This window comes from Type-E symbiont of Plautia stali (assembly GCF_059731115.1).
Window position 1 is genome coordinate 3,428,917 of the sequence record NZ_AP035906.1, and the last position, 17,276, is coordinate 3,446,192.

General features: G+C 46.7%; 13 protein-coding genes. 6 read left to right on the top strand and 7 right to left on the bottom strand.

Annotated features, from left to right (window positions below):
- Positions 1–162: 162 nt before the first annotated feature.
- Positions 163–2,154, bottom strand: a complete 1,992-nt coding sequence (gene tkt, locus AC6I8L_RS15750; protein ID WP_058961888.1) for a transketolase — start codon at positions 2,152–2,154, stop codon at positions 163–165.
- 273 nt (positions 2,155–2,427) lie between these two features.
- Between tkt and loiP the strand changes: the two genes are divergently transcribed.
- A complete protein-coding gene (gene loiP, locus AC6I8L_RS15755; RefSeq protein WP_038644966.1) occupies positions 2,428–3,183 on the top strand; it encodes a metalloprotease LoiP in 756 nt (251 codons plus the stop codon).
- Positions 3,184–3,233: 50 nt separating this feature from the next.
- Here the strand turns inward: loiP and AC6I8L_RS15760 are convergent, their stop codons facing one another.
- Positions 3,234–3,701 (bottom strand): YidB family protein, encoded by a 468-nt coding sequence (locus tag AC6I8L_RS15760; RefSeq protein ID WP_236699786.1) that lies wholly within the window; start codon positions 3,699–3,701, stop codon positions 3,234–3,236.
- A 726-nt stretch (positions 3,702–4,427) separates the two neighbouring features.
- Positions 4,428–5,348, bottom strand: coding sequence for an agmatinase (speB, locus tag AC6I8L_RS15765; protein ID WP_034823229.1), 921 nt, complete (start codon positions 5,346–5,348; stop codon positions 4,428–4,430).
- Between the two features lie 688 nt (positions 5,349–6,036).
- Here speB and AC6I8L_RS15770 point away from each other — a divergent pair.
- Genes AC6I8L_RS15770 through galE form a run of 5 tightly spaced genes read left to right on the top strand, consistent with a single transcriptional unit; the run spans position 6,037 to position 11,508 of the window.
- Positions 6,037–6,813 (top strand): ABC transporter permease, encoded by a 777-nt coding sequence (locus AC6I8L_RS15770; protein ID WP_058961886.1) that lies wholly within the window; start codon positions 6,037–6,039, stop codon positions 6,811–6,813.
- On the top strand, positions 6,810–7,478 hold the full coding sequence (locus AC6I8L_RS15775; protein ID WP_058961885.1) for an ABC transporter ATP-binding protein: 669 nt from the start codon (positions 6,810–6,812) through the stop codon (positions 7,476–7,478). Before AC6I8L_RS15770 ends, AC6I8L_RS15775 begins: the two co-directional genes overlap by 4 nt.
- Before the next feature lie 10 nt (positions 7,479–7,488).
- Complete coding sequence (locus AC6I8L_RS15780; protein ID WP_479402434.1) at positions 7,489–9,732, top strand: capsular polysaccharide export protein, LipB/KpsS family; 2,244 nt, start codon at positions 7,489–7,491, stop codon at positions 9,730–9,732.
- Complete coding sequence (locus AC6I8L_RS15785; RefSeq protein ID WP_058961882.1) at positions 9,729–10,484, top strand: hypothetical protein; 756 nt, start codon at positions 9,729–9,731, stop codon at positions 10,482–10,484. The genes AC6I8L_RS15780 and AC6I8L_RS15785 overlap by 4 nt, the downstream gene beginning before the upstream one ends.
- Before the next feature lie 10 nt (positions 10,485–10,494).
- Positions 10,495–11,508 carry a UDP-glucose 4-epimerase GalE gene (gene galE, locus AC6I8L_RS15790; protein ID WP_479402967.1) on the top strand — a complete coding sequence of 338 codons (1,014 nt, stop codon included), beginning with the start codon at positions 10,495–10,497 and terminating at the stop codon, positions 11,506–11,508.
- A gap of 27 nt (positions 11,509–11,535) precedes the next feature.
- Here the strand turns inward: galE and AC6I8L_RS15795 are convergent, their stop codons facing one another.
- The 4 genes from AC6I8L_RS15795 to AC6I8L_RS15810 are packed head-to-tail and all read right to left on the bottom strand — an operon-like array spanning position 11,536 to position 17,273.
- Positions 11,536–12,777, bottom strand: coding sequence for a capsule polysaccharide biogenesis protein (locus AC6I8L_RS15795; protein WP_058961880.1), 1,242 nt, complete (start codon positions 12,775–12,777; stop codon positions 11,536–11,538).
- Positions 12,778–12,822: 45 nt separating this feature from the next.
- Positions 12,823–14,850, bottom strand: coding sequence for a capsule polysaccharide biogenesis protein (locus AC6I8L_RS15800; protein WP_479402432.1), 2,028 nt, complete (start codon positions 14,848–14,850; stop codon positions 12,823–12,825).
- Positions 14,847–15,587, bottom strand: a complete 741-nt coding sequence (gene kdsB, locus AC6I8L_RS15805; RefSeq protein WP_058961879.1) for a 3-deoxy-manno-octulosonate cytidylyltransferase — start codon at positions 15,585–15,587, stop codon at positions 14,847–14,849. The genes AC6I8L_RS15800 and kdsB overlap by 4 nt, the downstream gene beginning before the upstream one ends.
- A 9-nt stretch (positions 15,588–15,596) precedes the next feature.
- Complete coding sequence (locus tag AC6I8L_RS15810; protein WP_058961878.1) at positions 15,597–17,273, bottom strand: polysaccharide biosynthesis/export family protein; 1,677 nt, start codon at positions 17,271–17,273, stop codon at positions 15,597–15,599.
- Positions 17,274–17,276: the final 3 nt, after the last annotated feature.

A 17,276-nucleotide genomic window follows, 5' to 3' on the forward strand; every position in this document is an offset into this window, starting at 1 on the left:
TGGATCTACGTCACATATTTCGCACGTAAAAATTATTACTGCAGGAATAATTGAAGCGTTTCAGGTTGAAGGCGGGGTCTGAAATGAAAAAAGGTGCGCATAAAGCGCACCTTTGTTAGCGATCATCTAACCTGTCGGGCCGCCCTTGATGGCGACCGCTGATTACAGAATAGATTTCGCGGTGTTCACCACGTTCTCAACGGTGAAGCCGAACTCTTTGAACAGCAACTCTGCCGGAGCAGACTCACCGAAGGTGGTCATGCCGACGATAGCGCCATTCAGGCCGGTGTATTTGAACCAGTAATCCGCGATACCCGCTTCGATTGCCACACGCGCAGCAACCGCTTTCGGCAGTACAGATTCACGGTAAGCCGCGTCCTGCTTGTCGAAGGCATCGGTTGAAGGCATAGACACCACGCGCACTTTGCGGCCTTCGCTGGTCAGCTTGTCATAAGCTGCAACGGCCAGTTCCACTTCTGAACCGGTAGCGATCAAGATCAGCTCTGGCGTACCTTCGCTGTCTTTCAGCACATAACCACCGCGTGCCACGTTTGCCAGCTGCTCAGCGGTACGATCCTGCTGCGCCAGGTTCTGACGAGAGAAGATCAGGGCTGATGGGCCGTCTACGCGCTCGATAGCGTATTTCCAGGCAACCGCAGACTCAACCTGGTCACATGGACGCCACAGGCTCATGTTTGGTGTTACGCGCAGGCTGGCCATTTGCTCAACCGGCTGGTGCGTTGGACCATCTTCACCCAGACCGATTGAATCGTGGGTGTAGACCATAATCTGACGAATCTTCATCAGTGCAGCCATACGTGCCGCGTTACGCGCGTATTCTACGAACATCAGGAAGGTTGCGGTATACGGCAGGAAACCACCGTGCAGCGCCAGGCCGTTAGCGATCGCGGTCATACCGAATTCGCGCACACCGTAATGGATGTAGTTACCGGCTGCATCTTCGTTGATTGGCTTAGAACCAGACCACATGGTCAGGTTGCTTGGCGCCAGGTCAGCCGAGCCACCCATGTATTCCGGCAGGATCTTACCGAAGGCTTCAATCGCGTTCTGGGAAGCTTTACGGCTGGCGATTTTAGCTGGGTTAGCCTGCAGCTGTTCAATGAACTTCTGCGACTCAGTTTCCCAGTTAGCTGGCAACTCGTTGTTGGTACGACGCGTGAACTCAGCAGCCAGTTCAGGATGAGCAGCAGCATAAGCAGCAAACTTCTTATCCCATGCGGATTCTTTCGCCTGACCGGCTTCTTTAGCATCCCACTGCGCGTAGATGTCTGAAGGAATTTCAAACGGCGCGTGGTTCCAGCCCAGTTGCTTACGGGTCAGTGCGATTTCGTCGTCGCCCAGTGGTGCGCCGTGTGAATCGTGCGTACCCGCTTTGTTCGGTGAACCGAAACCGATGATGGTTTTGCACATCAGCAGTGAAGGTTTGTCGGAAACCGCTTTGGCTTCTTCTACTGCTTTCTTGATGGCGTCAGCATCGTGACCGTCTACGCCACGCACTACGTGCCAGCCGTAAGCTTCGAAGCGAGCTGCGGTATCGTCAGTGAACCAGCCATCAACGTGACCATCGATAGAGATGCCGTTGTCATCATAGAAGGCAACCAGTTTACCCAGTTTCAGGGTACCGGCGATGGAGCACACTTCGTGTGAGATGCCTTCCATCATGCAGCCGTCGCCCATGAACACGTAGGTGTTATGGTCAACGATGTCATGGCCTGGACGGTTGAACTGTGCCGCTAAAGTGCGCTCAGCGATGGCGAAGCCGACTGCGTTAGCGATACCCTGGCCCAGTGGACCGGTGGTGGTTTCAACGCCAGCGGTGTAGCCGTATTCTGGGTGGCCTGGAGTTTTAGAGTGCAGCTGACGGAAGTTCTGCAGCTCGCTCATCGACAGGTCATAACCGGTGAGGTGCAGCAGGCTATAAATCAGCATGGAGCCGTGACCGTTAGACAGCACGAAGCGGTCACGATCTGCCCACAGCGGGTTAGTCGGATTGTGGTTCAGGAAGTCACGCCACAGCACTTCGGCGATGTCCGCCATGCCCATAGGGGCACCAGGATGTCCCGATTTGGCTTTCTGTACTGCATCCATACTTAACGCGCGAATGGCGTTGGCAAGCTCTTTACGAGAGGGCATCTTCTACTCCAGGTCGGATTAATGCTCCGCCGCGCTTAACGTATTGTAATTAATCAGTTATCAGGCGAAGCGAGAAAAAAGTCGCACATCAATGTACATGAAACGCAGGGCAAAAGTACATGTGTCGACGTGCTAAATAGCGGGTAAACGGTTGCAATTCGGGGCTTGTCTGCTAGCCAGTGAACAGGATGCGAGCTATAAACAAAGCGTTTGAACACCGTTCTCAATTTCAGGTGTTTGTTTTCTCTACCTTGTTACGCAAAGGACCTCTCAATGAAAATCCGCGCCACAATTCTTGCTGTGGGAATCGCTTCGCTGCTGAGCGGCTGCGAAGGAATGGACAATAACGCGCTACTGCAATCCGGCGCGCAGGCCTATCAGGCTTATACGTTGAATGATTCACAAGTGAAGCAGCTAAGCGATCAGTCTTGTGCCCAGATGGACAAAGACAACCAGCTCGCACCTGCCAATAGTGAATATCAGCAGCGCCTGAACAAAATCGCCGCTGCGCTGGGCGATAACATCAATGGTGTGCCAGCCAACTACAAAGTCTATCTGACCAAAGATGTGAATGCGTGGGCGATGGCCAACGGCTGCATCCGCGTTTATAGCGGCTTGATGGATATGATGACCGATAACGAAGTGGAAGGTGTGCTCGGCCATGAAATGGGCCACGTTGCGCTCGGCCATACGCGTAAAGCGATGCAGGTCGCCTACGCCACCACGGCGGCACGCACTGCTGCGGCCTCGGTTGGCGGCGTGATTGGTCAACTGTCGCAATCCCAGTTGGGCGATCTAAGCGAGAAGCTGGTCAATGCGCAGTTCTCGCAAACACAGGAATCGCAGGCGGATGATTACTCTTATGACCTGCTGAAAAAGCGCGGTGTTAATCCACTTGGCTTAGCCACCAGTTTCGAGAAACTGGCGAAAATGCAGCAAGGCCAAACGAGTTCGATGTTCGATTCGCACCCGGATTCCGCAGCACGTGCACAGCACATCCGCGATCGTATTGCGGCAGATGGCAAATAATCGGCCATAAAAAGGAGCGCCTTGTGCGCTCCTGTTCACAGCTTCAACAGCTAGCGCTTAAACAGATCATCCACCATCGAACCCAAATCCATTTGGTTGTTGTGCAGACTCTGCTCATCCAGCTGACCTTGCGGCGACATCTTATCGATCAGCTGCGGTAACAGCGCCGCCAGCGTGCCAGATGCACCATTCACATCGGTGCCCAGCTTATCGGCCAGCGACTGCAACTCTTCTTGCCCAAAAGCACCCTGAATCTCACCGCCGCCGACCTGTTGATTGCCACCAGTACCGATCCACGACCCCAGCACCTCACCAAGCCCGCCTTGTTGAAACTTCTGCAGCAGCACTTCGATTCCGCCCTGCTCCTGCACCCAATTCCAGATCGCCTGCAACTGACCCAACTGATTGCCTTGCCCGTTGCTGTTCCCCAGCGAACCCACTAATTCATCCAGAAAGCCCATGGTGACCTCCGAAGATTGTGTAACCGTGATTAACGAAGCGATTAATGACGTACGCATCAAAGTATAGCCACGCGCAGCCGATAACGAATTGTCACCGTTAAGTTGTTGAGCCGTTGATGCGAGAAGCGTGACAATGGTCTGAACTCGCCAGACGGGGCCATGTCATAGTGAGCATGGTCTACACTGACCCTTTGTTTGCAGGCGATATCAGAGAGAGTCACCGGAGCACCACATACTATGTTGACCATTCTGATTATTCTCGCCGTCGTTATCGCGATTGTGCTGGTTGGCGCGTATCTGGTGATACGTTCCGCAGCCAAAGATGTGAATGACGATTACTAGGAACCGGGGACGTCGAGGGCAATGGATCGCCCCATCAGCTATCATCCTTTCTTAATCACTCTGCGCCGCTCAAAACAAATCCCAATCCACTTCACAGATCTACATCTTTGCTATCAATGTGCGTCGAGATAAGTCGATAAACATCAGTAGACGAATTCGTGCGGAGAATGAGAAAGCAGAAATGTGATGAGAAAGCTCAGAAGCGATGAATGTCCCTGGAAGGATGATTCTGAATTAGCGGGCGAAGCAAGATTTCTGTCATAAATAAAATGTAGCGTGGTTCAAAGACTCTGACTGGAGCCACTTATGCTGACAATTATCATCATTAGCGCAGTGACGTTATTAGCGGTTGCCGGATTCGCCGTAGTGCGTTCAGCCAGCAACGATATCAGCAACGACTATTAAGTTGAGGACAAGGCCATCGCCCTGCCCTCATCTGGATTAACCTTTGTTTGCAGCCTGAACGTGCAGCATATCCAGCGCCAACGTAGCCGCTGCCAGTGAAGTCAGATCGGCGTGGTCATAACCCGGCGCCACCTCCACCAGATCCATCCCCACGATGTTCATACCCTGCAAGCCACGAATCAGCTTGGTAGCTTTATCGCTGGTCAGTCCGCCGATCACTGGCGTGCCGGTGCCCGGTGCATGTGCCGGATCCAGACAGTCGATATCAAAAGTCAGATACACCGGCAGATCGCCCACGGTGCGTTTCACTTCCGCCAGAATGTCATCGACGCTGCGGTCATTAACCTGTGCTGCATCCAGCACGTTGAAGCCAAGGCTCTTATCAAACTCGGTACGGATACCAATCTGCACTGAATGATTCGGATCGATCAGACCTTCTTTCGGCGCGGTGAAGAACATAGTGCCGTGGTCGAAGGTTGGACCGTTAGAGTAGGTATCAGTGTGCGCATCAAAGTGCACCAGTGCCATCTTACCGAAGTGTTTGGCGTGGGCGCGCAACAGCGGCAGCGTAACGTAGTGGTCACCCCCAAAAGTCAGCATACGCTTACCGTTTGCCAGCAACTTCTCAGCGTGAGCCTGCAGTTTGTCAGAGAGATCCTGTGAATCACCGAATGCGTAAACGAGGTCACCGCAATCCACCACGTTCAGGCGCTGACGCAGGTCAAAATCCCACGGCCAGCGGCAACCTTCCCATGCGAGATTAGTAGAGATCTGACGAATCGCGCCCGGCCCTAAACGGCTGCCCGGACGACCTGAAGTTGCGGCATCGAAAGGTACACCAGTGATCACCCACTCAGCATCGCTGTCGTAAGGCTGGAAGTTCACCGGGAAGCGCATGAAACCGAAGGCGTTAGAAACCAGGGAGTTATCGTACTGATTGCCCAGGGTGTTATACATAACTTGTCCTCTTTAGATCCGTGAGTCGTTTAGCCACTAAGGTATAGATGAAAAAAATCCCCTCCGCGTCGTTAGGCCCGACGAGGAAGGGATTTGTTGTGCGTGATTATCGCGAAGAATCAGGCGACCTGCAATCGTCACCTTTCAAATGTAACAACTACTACTTTTTGTAAAAATCAGTGGATTGTCTCGTGAATGAATTGATTAGCAGTGTTGATTTCACGATACAAAGCGGGGTTAAAAGCAAAAACGAAAAAATAAATTAAATTCAATATATTCAATCGGTTGTCATAAATTAGATGTAAAGACTAGTTCAATAGGCCTTACATAAAATTTGCAAAATATTAATAGACGAAAACGTTTAGGATTATTTCGACATGATCTGTAACTTAAACCGTCAAAATTAGGGAAAACTCTTACAGACAAGCAGGGACTAGCTGTTCAAGTGGATGGATTCATACCAACTCTAAACCATCTGATTGTGCTAAATGGCATCACGTCTATCGCGTATTCATCAGCTCTAATCCTTTGAATTTACGTAAAATACGCTGATTATTTCAGCACCCTCGTCTGAAAAACTATAAACCTCCCCTCTACACCGCCCGTATTGCGTCCAGTGCATTGGTAGCTGTTAAGCCAGGGGCGGTAGCGTGTAAAAAATCCCACCCAATTCTCATGAGTTAAACAAATGGCCAGAAGTGGATTTGAAGTTCAGCAAGCTGCCGTAAAGGCATTATTCTTACGTGAAATACGCACCCGTTTTGGGAAATACCGATTGGGTTATTTTTGGGCGATATTGGAGCCGGCAGCGCATTTATTAGTCCTACTAGCAATTTTCGGGTTTATCATGCACCGAACTATGCCTGACATATCATTCCCTGTTTTTTTGCTTAACGGAATTATTCCTTACTTTATTTTCAGCAATATAAGCAACCGCTCAGTAGGTGCCATTGAAGCAAATCAAGGGTTGTTTAATTATCGGCCAGTGAAGCCTATAGACACGATCATTTCTAGAGCCATTCTAGAAGCCTTAATATATGTAACGGTTTATATATTACTAATGGCTATTGTTTGGCTATCAGGTGAATACTTTGAATTATCAAACTTAATCCAACTTATTTTAACTTGGTCTTTACTCATATTTTTTTCATGTGGTATTGGATTGATATTTATGGTTGTTGGGAAAACCATACCTGAAACACAAAAGTTCCTGCCAATAATACTCAAGCCCTTATATTTAATTTCTTGCATTATGTTTCCATTACATTCAATTCCAAAGGAATATTGGCCTTATTTATTATGGAATCCAATTGTTCACGCAGTTGAATTGAGTCGCGAAGCAGTCATGCCGGGATATGTTAGCGAGGGTGTTAGTATAGAATATTTAGCATTCACTACTTTGTTAATGCTTTTCGTTGGATTAGCTTGTTATAAAACCCGTGAGAAGGCAATGTTAACCACATGATTAAAATTCAAAATCTCACTAAATCTTATAAAACTCCAGCTGGACGCCATTTTGTATTCAAAGATGTAAGCATTGAACTTCCTTCAGGAAAAAGCGTTGCGTTAATTGGCCGTAATGGAGCTGGAAAGTCTACTCTGTTGAGAATTATTGGTGGCATCGATCGGCCCGATAGCGGCCAAATTATTACTGATAAATCAATATCATGGCCAGTAGGTCTATCGGGGGGCTTTCAAGGTAGCTTGACGGGACGTGAGAACGTAAAATTTGTAGCTCGGCTATATGCGGATAAAAATGAACTTGCAGAAAAAGTAGCCTTCGTTGAAGAATTTGCAGAATTAGGTAAATATTTTGATATGCCTATAAAAACATATTCTTCTGGTATGAAATCTCGTCTAGGTTTTGGGCTTAGTATGGCTTTTGATTTCGACTATTATTTAGTAGATGAAGTTACTGCGGTTGGAGATGCAAGATTCAAAAGCAAATGCTCTGAATTATTTAAGCAGCGACATACTTCATCAAGCTTCCTTATGGTATCACATAGTTTAAATTCTCTTAAGAATTTTTGTGACTGCGCATTGTACATTTCTAAAAACTCCGTAACGTTTTATGACGATGTCGATCATGCTATATCGACATATCTTATTGAAGAACAGATTAACCTTTAGAGAAAATATAATGAAATATTTAATTATCAATCCTTACCATAATGCTTCGCATGGAATAGCAAATTATATAAAAAACCTTGAAAAATCTCTCGATGGCATTGAGGTGTTAACTTATGAAAACAAAAAAAACTTAAATGCAATTCAGTTTAGAGATGAAGTTTATAACTATGTCACAAGACATTTTGGTTACGATGATATAATAATTGAAGCGCCTGAAGCAAAAGCTTCAACCTTACTTCTTCCTTCTAAATACAATATCCACATACGATTACACTGTCCATTAGCAATCGCACAGAAATATGATTATCAAAAGCCAAACCAGCAAGAATTCTCAAATGAATTAAGGGTGATACATAAAGCAAAAATGGTTTCGTCACCATCATACGCGCTTGTGAAAGAATTGAGTGATGAGATAAGAACAGATAAAGTCACTTTTTTTAAAAACCCAATTAACATTGATAATGAAGATAAGTTCGAGAAAGAGTTTGACATTGTTTTCATGGGTAGATTTCAAGAGTTAAAAGGCACAAAAGATATCAATAAAATTCTTGAAAGACTCCCGGAAAATTATAAGGCACTCTTAATTGGGCCCAAATCAAACCTATTCAAAGTAAGTCCAAATGTTAAATGCTCGGTTGAAAAGAAAGGCGAAATAACTGGAAACAAAAGATTTGAGTATATTAAAAAATCAAAATGTCTGATGATGCCAAGCCAGTTTGAGAACTGTAGTATGGTTATCCTCGAAACATTGTCATGCCATGTCCCTGTGGTTTGTTGGGATGTAGGGGGTAACTCTGAAATCGCAACCTCATCAGTCCTGAATTGTGCTAAGTTTGGCGACTATGATGATTTTTCACATAAAATTAAAAGTTTTGTAACTTCATACCCAGGTGAAAGTGTTTTTGTAGAAGCGGTAAAAAGAATAAATGCTGATTTTACTAATGGAATCAAAAATCTAATAAATGAAATTGCAAATGAAAATCCGATTATATACCGAGGGATGAATAATAAAGAGCAACACTCTTACTGCACTGAATCAGTTGAATCCTACATAACTCCATCGAGTAAATTACGTGTTTTTGGTGTTGCATTTTCTAATGAACACATTGAAGAACTATGGGCACCAGTTATTGATAGGTTGGGATATGAATATCGCTATGTGAGTCGCCGAGAATTAGGACATCATACCGTGTTTAAACACCCAGCATATGAAATCAATAAAAAGTGGTTCTGCCAATTCGATTGGATAAAGGACACAGACCGTCTATTAAAACAAATCCAAAACTACAGACCAAACTTTATATTATTTCACAACGGGTTACACCCTATATACAAGGATGCTCTTGAAAAAATTAAAGACCTAAAAATCCCCATTATTTATTCTGAATTAGGTTGGTTTCCTCAGAAAGACCATATATATTTCGACAAATGGGGCACAAACGGACAATCCTACATAGCGAGCATGACAGCAGAACAACTTTGCAAAAAGACTTTCCGCCATAATAACGAAAGCCATGAAGTTACTGGCGAATATGCTTTAATTGTCACTCAATTAGAAAATGACACAAACCTAATAGTAAACTCACCTCGTTTTAAAAATAACATAAATTTTTTAAAACACGTTATATCAAAAATACCTAGTGGCACAAAAATAATCATAAAACCTCACCCACTCGATAAGAATGTTGAACGTTATGAATTTTTAGAAAATGAAAAAATAAAATTAGTCACAGACACTTCCACTGACATTCTTCTTAAAAACGCACATTCTTTAATTGGCATTAATTCGACAGTTTTATTACAGGCACTTAAGTTTGATGTAAATATCTACGCTTATGGTCGGTCAATACTAGATAATAAAGGTGTTGCAATTGACTGCACTGAAATTTCAATTGATAAAAGATGGACAAATGCAATGCTTGGTTCTCGGCAAAAACGAGATGCAATCGTTGAATCTTTAATGGATCATCAAATTAATTTAATTGAAATTAGAAACGGAAATAATCCATCACAAACTGCCGCGTTGCCCTTAATTGAAAACTGCATATATGATTTCACTCATTTAATAAATAGAAAAATAGAAACTACCAAGCGACCAACTTCAATCATTATCAATGAAGAAGTTACCAAAACAGCCCCAAAACCCAAGAAAAGATCCAAAGTAAACAAAATAAAAAAATTAATCAATAAACCGGGGCTATTCTTTATTGATATGTATAAAAACATAAAAAACAATAAAGGTGGACATCCATGAAATTAGTTTCCTCATTTGGAAGTTGCTTGTCGGCTAATATTGCGTATAACCTTACTAATATTTATTCAGAATGGTGCCGCATTAGCAGCGTTCAGCATAATAGGATTGATCAATTTAATGAAATTTACCTCACAAAAAAACACCCCCAATTAAGCATATCTGACCTGAAATTTGAATTAAGTGATACGTTTAGTTACGTAAACACTATTGACAATCAGCTAAATGGGGTTGGATTAGGAAAAGCATTACCTAGGAAGGAGGATAAACTACCTCTGATTAATTTCTTTGATGCAGTGAACTTCGGTAAAATAGATCTTTTCATTTTTGATAACTTCGCTGAGTTATTATTCAAGGTTTATAAACACAAACTACTAGGTACGCCGATGTTTATAAATGAGAAATATCTCACAAGCAAAGCAAGCGAGTTTGAATTTATAAATAGTTTCATTAGCGGTGAATGTTTAGTTGATAGCTACGATAGTGTTTTTACATATTTAACTTTAAAAAACCCTAAAACAAAAATTGCATTCATACCATTTCCAATCAATCTTAAAAATGATATCAACCTTACTAAAAGAAGTCACAGCTATCACTCACTGATTTCCAGCCTTAAAAGCAAGCATAAAAATCTTTATATTCTTCCGAACATAGAGATAAAAGAATCAGATTTAGCAAATGAAAAAGACATTTATCACTTCAATGATAAATGTTATTTCAATTACTCAAGGTCAGTTCTTAAGACCATCATATAATGGTGAAATAATGTCTATTTTAGTTACTGGCGGAGCTGGCTATATTGGGTCCCATACTGTCCTTTCACTTTTAGAAAATGGTTATAGTGTTATTGTGCTAGATAACCTATCTAATTCAAGCATAGAATCATTAAACAGAGTGGAATCCTTAACAAACAAAAAACCTAAAGTGTATATCGGCGACATCCGAGATAAGAACATTTTACAAAAAATATTCACTGAAAATAAAGTAACTGATGTTATTCACTTTGCTGGATTAAAATCCGTTAGTGAGTCAAACAAAAAACCATTAGAATATTACAATAATAATGTGACAGGGACTTTAGTTTTACTAGAAGAAATGATTAATAATGGCGTATATAACTTTATTTTCAGTTCTTCGGCAACAGTATACGGTAAACCTGAAAAGGTCCCCCTAACGGAAAGTTGCCGCATTGGGGGAACTACAAATCCCTATGGTTATTCGAAATTAGCAGTTGAAAACATCTTAAGTGATTTAGTTAAGTCTTCAAGCGAACTTAACGTCACCTGTTTGCGCTATTTCAATCCTGTTGGCGCCCACGCTTCTGGTGCTATTGGCGAAAGTCCATCAGGAGTTCCTAATAACGTCATGCCCTATATTTCAGGCGTTGCTGTAGGCAAATACGAAACATTGAATATTTTTGGGTCAGATTATGAAACAGAAGATGGCACAGGTGTACGAGACTACATTCATGTAATGGATTTGGCTGAAGGACATATATCTGCGCTAAAAAAAGAATGGAAACAGAACTCATTTCGAGTATATAACCTCGGAACAGGAAATGGTCATTCTGTTCTAGAGTTGGTTAAAAAATTTCAAGAAGTAACAGGAAAGACGATACGCTATCAAATCACTCATCGTCGAGATGGCGACATCGGAGAATGCTGGTCTGATCCACAAGCAGCAAAAAGAGACTTAGGATGGTCAGCAAAAAGAGACTTGAGAAACATGATTGAAGATACTTGGAATTGGCAGAAAAAAAACCCTAATGGTTATAATTAATTCATAGTGGGGATATAAATATCCCCTTTAATATTTTAACTCATAATTCATCAGGCTTGATGAGAAAGACATCTGAACAGCACTATTATAATTACCAACTGAATAATAAACCGCATTAACCTGCGTATTCTCCAGCAAATACCCCCTAAACTGCTTAAACAACTTCATATCCGGCTTAAACCCAGCCTGCCAAAACTGGTGCAAATGTCCTTGATACGTCAGCCCCTTAATGTCGTAGAGGGCATTGCCCATCACCTTCAGTGGCTTATTGTGAATCAGTGCTGAGATCCCTGCCGTACTGTTAATCGTGACCACCGCCTTAGCATGTGTCAGTAATTCCGGCATCGGCAAATCGTGCACATAGATTACACGGTCACTCACACCAAACTCTTTCCCTAAGCGCTTAATCAGCGGCCCATATAAGCGATGACCGCGATCCATCGGATGGTGTTTTATCACCAAATGGCTATCTTTCGGCGCTTTGCGGGCGAAGGAATACATCACGTCATTAATATAATCACGCACATCGTCATAGCGGCTGTGGTTACGGATCTGGCTGTCGTTGTACACCTGCAAGATCGCCAGGAAATAACGCTGATCCAGTTCTGACTGCAAACGCGGTAACACCTTACGCTGCATTACACCGTAGAGCTGTTTGCGCCAGTAAGCCCGAATCCAGCATTGCGCTTCATACCAGGGTGAGAAGGATTTGTGATGGCGATATTTATGGAACTCATGACGGTAGCGCCAGCCGACCAGATAATACCAGGTCGCATGGCCAATGCGCTTCATCGCAGAAGGTTTCAGGTGCTCCACCTGCGCAGCAGGAATCTCTGGCAATTGACGATAGAAATCAGGGTCGCGCGGCAGTGAGGAGTGTGCATTCACCCCGCCCTCTTCCACCGTAATGAAGTGCGGACGCAGATACCCCTCTTCAAAAGCGAGGAAGCGAATACCCTTGGATTTCGCCCAACGCCCTGCAGCCTGATGCAATGGCCGGCAATCGCCAAAGCACAGAATCGTATCGAAGTCGTAGCTGGCATGAGTGTCGCGCAACCAACCAGGAAATTCCTTCGGCGTCTGTTCAAACGTCAGATATTCACGCTGGCGACAGTAAAACCGATCGCCACCGTTGAATACGACATTCACCGCTTCACGTCCCAATGATTCCAGCCAAACCGCCACATCATTGAAAAACGGTCCCATCGGTCCCTGAAGTAGCAGGTATTTTTTCCCAGACAGCAAAATGGTCAATGCATTACTGTGCATATTCAACCTTCATGGTTATTCATTATTGTCCGTAACCGGCTATCTTCAGCCGAACCTGACCTTAATAAACATCAGTAACTTGCGGTAATGACGGATAATCCGTCCCGCTTTCTTTTTTGTAATAAACATCTGTCTGCGTGGCGTATGAATGAGGTATTCAGCCGCTTCTTCCGCCGCAATCGGCTCAAGGCGCAGAGGATGGATGTAACTCGGATAAACAATAAATGCCTGATAGATCAGGTCTGATAGCAGCAAACGGCGACTACGACGACGGCAGCTGTGCTCATCCGTGGTGAGTCCCCAACCTGCATAAAATGGCAGGCCATAACAAAATACTTTCTTGCCGTGCAGCAGCGCTTCAAAACCCGAAAGCGACGTGAGCGTATGCAATTCGTCCGCAATCTGGATGCATTGAATGATGTCGGCGTCCAGCGCCTGGTAGTCAGCGAACTGTGCAACCTGTTCGGCAGGAATGTCGCCTTTGCGATTACCCACCAGCACATCAGGATGTGGCTTGTAGATCACGAAGGCATCAGGATTGCGCTCACGCACGGTGCACAGCAAGCCGAGATTGGTATTAATGGAAATTGTGCCTGTAAGAATCGAAGCATCATCTTCAACCTGTCCCGGCACCAGAATCACTGTTTTACCCTGCGCGACAGCGGGCAACGTAAAGTCCGCGCCAAGGTTGTATTTACTCAGCTTGCTCTCCACCAGGCGCTGCTGAAACTTTTCTGCACGTAGCTGTTGAGCCAGTGTGAGTTGGCTGTGGTTCAGCAAAACTTCCAGGTCGCTTGGACGGGTTGCATCGTAATAGATGCCGCGCTTATCCAGCACCAGTGAAAGTGGTGGTAGCAAATCGGAACCCAGGCCAGATGACCGCAAGAAGCCATCTTCCATCCGCCACATCGGCAGCAAGCGCCTGTTGGCTTCTTCCTGCCAGCGTTGCTCCCCTTTCACACCCCAGACAATGCACGCCGTCGCTGCTGAACAGCGGCGTGAGAAGCTCAATTTATTCGCAGTGGTGCGTAAGAAAGGTTTGAGGATGGTGGATTTCCACAGCGTTAAGCCCGGCGCCCATAAATGCCCGCTACGCTGCTGCTGATGCCGACGTTGTAATTGCATCCAATGCAGCACAGTAAATAAGTCGCTTGCCGCGCCAGTATGCGGATCGATATAACGGCAGTAACGCAGATACGCGGCGGCAAACAGTTCCACCAATGATGCGTTACCACGGCGCATTGCCAGCTCTTGAGCTTTCGGATGACGATCGTCAGTCAATCCCCAACCGGCGTACCACGGTAGACCAAAACAGGTCACATGTTTGCCCGCGATTAGTGCTTCAAAACCGTACTGCGAGGTCATCACATAAACACGTGAAACGTGGCGTAACAGAGACTGCGGACTCACGTTGTCCGCCATCAGGTGCACGCGATGCGTTGACTGGAGATTGGCGTAATAGCCTGCCTTCTTGCCCTGAAGGACATCAGGATGCACTTTGACCCAGATGATAGCCTGCGGGTTTTCTTTGATCGCTGCATCCAGCATCGCCGTGAAATCATCGGCACCGGCATTGCCATAGGTGACAGACATATCGTTGAAGGTCTGATCGACCACCAACACCAGCTCAGGATTGAGGGCATCACCTGCGACAAAAGCCGGAGCCTGATTATATTTTGAAAGATCTTCAGTCACGATGGTTTGCATCGCTTCACGCGCCTGTTCAGCTAAAGCCGCGTTACCGGCTTTATCCTGAATCAGTTTTTCCAGTGCACTTGGCTGGTTGGCATCGTAATAGATACCGCAATCGTCCATTACGATGGAGAGAGGCGGTGCACCGTTAACGCCGAGATCCAGTGAGCGGATAAAACCATCTTCCAGACGAAGAACGGATTTACCGGCAGCCTGAGCCAGCGCAACCGGTTTGGCGGCGCTGGGGCGATGTCCCCATACAGCAACCGTATCTATCTCCTGCGGGATCGGGCGCAGTGCAGAAAGTTTCTGACACGGTTGTGTCAGAAAATTCTCCAGCTGCGGAATGCGCCAGATACCGGAAGAGAAGATGCCAATCATGCGGTTTCCGCAAGCTCCTGTGCCATCAGCTGGCGAACTTTGTCGAGGCAGGCTGGCGTATCAACGCCCGGCCCGATAGCCGCGACTTCAAAAGCGCGAATCGCAATGCCTGCGTTCATTAAACGCAACTGCTCCAGTGACTCTGCCTGTTCCGGCATGGCTTCTGGTAGTTGGCTGTAGTTTTGCAGCACATCACGGCGATAGGCGTAAATCCCGACATGTTTTAGATAACGGGCTTTATCGGCATTACGCGGATAAGGAATCGGTGAACGGCTGAAGTAGAGCGCATCGCGGCGCGTATTCACCACTACCTTTACTGTACTGGCTTCCAGCGCTTCTTCTGCAGAGATCGGGTGGCATAAGGTTGCTACGGGTAACGCTGCATCATCACGCATGCCCTGTACCAGATGCGCCACATCCTGCGGACGAATCATCGGTTCATCGCCCTGCAGATTGATGTAGATATCCGCCTCAACCTTCTGCATCACTTCTACCAGACGGTCAGTGCCCGATTCGTGGTCATCGCGCGTCATGATCGCCTTACCGCCGAAATCGGCGACGGCCTGCATCACACGTTCATCATCGGTCGCTACCCATACTTCGTCCACGCCCACCACTTGCAGCGCACGCTCATAGACGTGCTGGATCATCGGTTTGCCGACGATATCCAGCAAGGGTTTGCCCGGCAGACGCGAGGAGCCAAAACGAGCGGGGATCACAATCACTGCTTTGTTCATATCCATTCCTTAGATCGACAGAATCACTTTCGCACCCACCGCCAGCTGGTAGAGGATGGTGGAAATACCACGTGTCACTTCGATGTTCTTCGATTCGTACTTCGGCAGTACCATCAGCTCGTCGCCTGGGTTCAGCGTGTCAACATCTTCACCGTTCTCGGCTGCCCCGTTCTGACGAATCACCACAATCTTGGCGTTACCCGATTTCTGCGTCAGACCACCACACTTCTCAATGTAATCTTTCGGGCTCATGCCTTTCTCCCAGCTAACTGCATTCGGGAACAGCACTTCGCCATGCACCATAACCAGCGAGGTTTTCTGCGGGATGTTAATCACGTCGCCATCTTCCAGCAGAATCGAATCGAGGTTCTTCTCGTTGAGGATCACTTCACCCTTCGGCACCACGTTGCGCGCTTTGTTGACGAAGCGGCTGATCAGCTGAGCTTCCTGCATGCGCAGGCTGGCTTCTTCTTTGGTGGAGGACTGGGCAGAGAGCGAGGCCTCTTCCAGTTTCTGCAGGGACAGATCCAGCATCTCTTTCTGACGCTGCGCCACAGAAGGACGGTAAAGCTGGATAGCACTCATTTCAGACATGCTGTTGGTGCGGATCTTCGCTAACACCGCACGCATGCTTGAACCGTATGGCAGCACCATCGCATGTTCGCCAGAGTGCGCACCTTCGACGCGAACCTGAATGGTGCCGGCATAGCGATCGGTGCTGACAATCAGCGTATCGCCATCCTGCAACATGCGGCCCGGCGCAGAACTGATCGGGTAATACTCGCTACGTTTCTGCAAGCCCTGCTGACGGATAATAGTGATGTTAGTTGCGCCTGGTTTAGCACGCGCCCAGCTCAGCGCTTCCGTCACCGGAATGCTGCTGTCACGGAATTCAAAGTCATAGCTGTTGAACACATCACCCTGCACGCTAAAGGTGTGCTGACGCGGCCCCACCACGATGGTGTCACCATCGGCAAACTGTGACAGACCCAGCTTGCCGTTGAGCAGGAAGTCATACAGGTTAATGCTGGAACGCACGCGGTTGCCACGCTTCACCACGATATCGACATAACTGCCGCGATCGGGATCGACGCCGCCCGCTTTAATCAGGTAGTTGAGCAGGGAATCAGAGGTCACACCTCCATACAAGCCAGGGCTGCGCACAAAACCGGTCACGTAAACCTTCACCGGCTGCGCCTGCAGCAGCGAGGCGTACACACTGACGTTAGCCTGATAAACCTCTTTGACTTTGCTAGTCACTAACGCATTCAGCTGACTGTTGCTCACGCCCGCGACTTTTACCGGCCCCACATTCGGCAGGAAGATATTGCCTTTCGGATCGACCTGTAATGCGCCATCAAAAGTGAACGCGCCCCACAAACGAACCTGAATGCTGTCGCCAGGATTAAGCACATAGCCAGGGTTAAAGCCGACGGTTGCGCCGCTATCGGCGCTGGTGCCGTTAAACAGCTGTGCGCCAAACATGCGGCTCATCATCGCCGATGCTACCGGGCGCGGGGTGTTATCAAACCCATCGCTGCTTTGCACCTGACTCTGCTGGCCAGTGAGGAACGAAGGCAACGGTGCCGCACCGGTCAGATTCGGATCGGCATTAATATCGACGGCCGCGCTGGCGGAGGTGGCTTGCCAGACAGCAAGCAATAACAGTGACTTCAATAATTTCATGAC

Coding starts and splice junctions, on each gene's coding strand:
- tkt (WP_058961888.1), bottom strand. CDS start 2,154: ATGCCCTCTCGTAAAGAGCTTGCCAACGCCATTCGCGCGTTAAGTATG.
- AC6I8L_RS15760 (WP_236699786.1), bottom strand. CDS start 3,701: ATGCGTACGTCATTAATCGCTTCGTTAATCACGGTTACACAATCTTCG.
- speB (WP_034823229.1), bottom strand. CDS start 5,348: ATGTATAACACCCTGGGCAATCAGTACGATAACTCCCTGGTTTCTAAC.
- AC6I8L_RS15800 (WP_479402432.1), bottom strand. CDS start 14,850: ATGATTGGCATCTTCTCTTCCGGTATCTGGCGCATTCCGCAGCTGGAG.
- AC6I8L_RS15780 (WP_479402434.1), top strand. CDS start 7,489: ATGAAATATTTAATTATCAATCCTTACCATAATGCTTCGCATGGAATA.
- AC6I8L_RS15810 (WP_058961878.1), bottom strand. CDS start 17,273: ATGAAATTATTGAAGTCACTGTTATTGCTTGCTGTCTGGCAAGCCACC.
- AC6I8L_RS15770 (WP_058961886.1), top strand. CDS start 6,037: ATGGCCAGAAGTGGATTTGAAGTTCAGCAAGCTGCCGTAAAGGCATTA.
- AC6I8L_RS15785 (WP_058961882.1), top strand. CDS start 9,729: ATGAAATTAGTTTCCTCATTTGGAAGTTGCTTGTCGGCTAATATTGCG.
- loiP (WP_038644966.1), top strand. CDS start 2,428: ATGAAAATCCGCGCCACAATTCTTGCTGTGGGAATCGCTTCGCTGCTG.
- AC6I8L_RS15795 (WP_058961880.1), bottom strand. CDS start 12,777: ATGCACAGTAATGCATTGACCATTTTGCTGTCTGGGAAAAAATACCTG.
- AC6I8L_RS15775 (WP_058961885.1), top strand. CDS start 6,810: ATGATTAAAATTCAAAATCTCACTAAATCTTATAAAACTCCAGCTGGA.
- kdsB (WP_058961879.1), bottom strand. CDS start 15,587: ATGAACAAAGCAGTGATTGTGATCCCCGCTCGTTTTGGCTCCTCGCGT.
- galE (WP_479402967.1), top strand. CDS start 10,495: ATGTCTATTTTAGTTACTGGCGGAGCTGGCTATATTGGGTCCCATACT.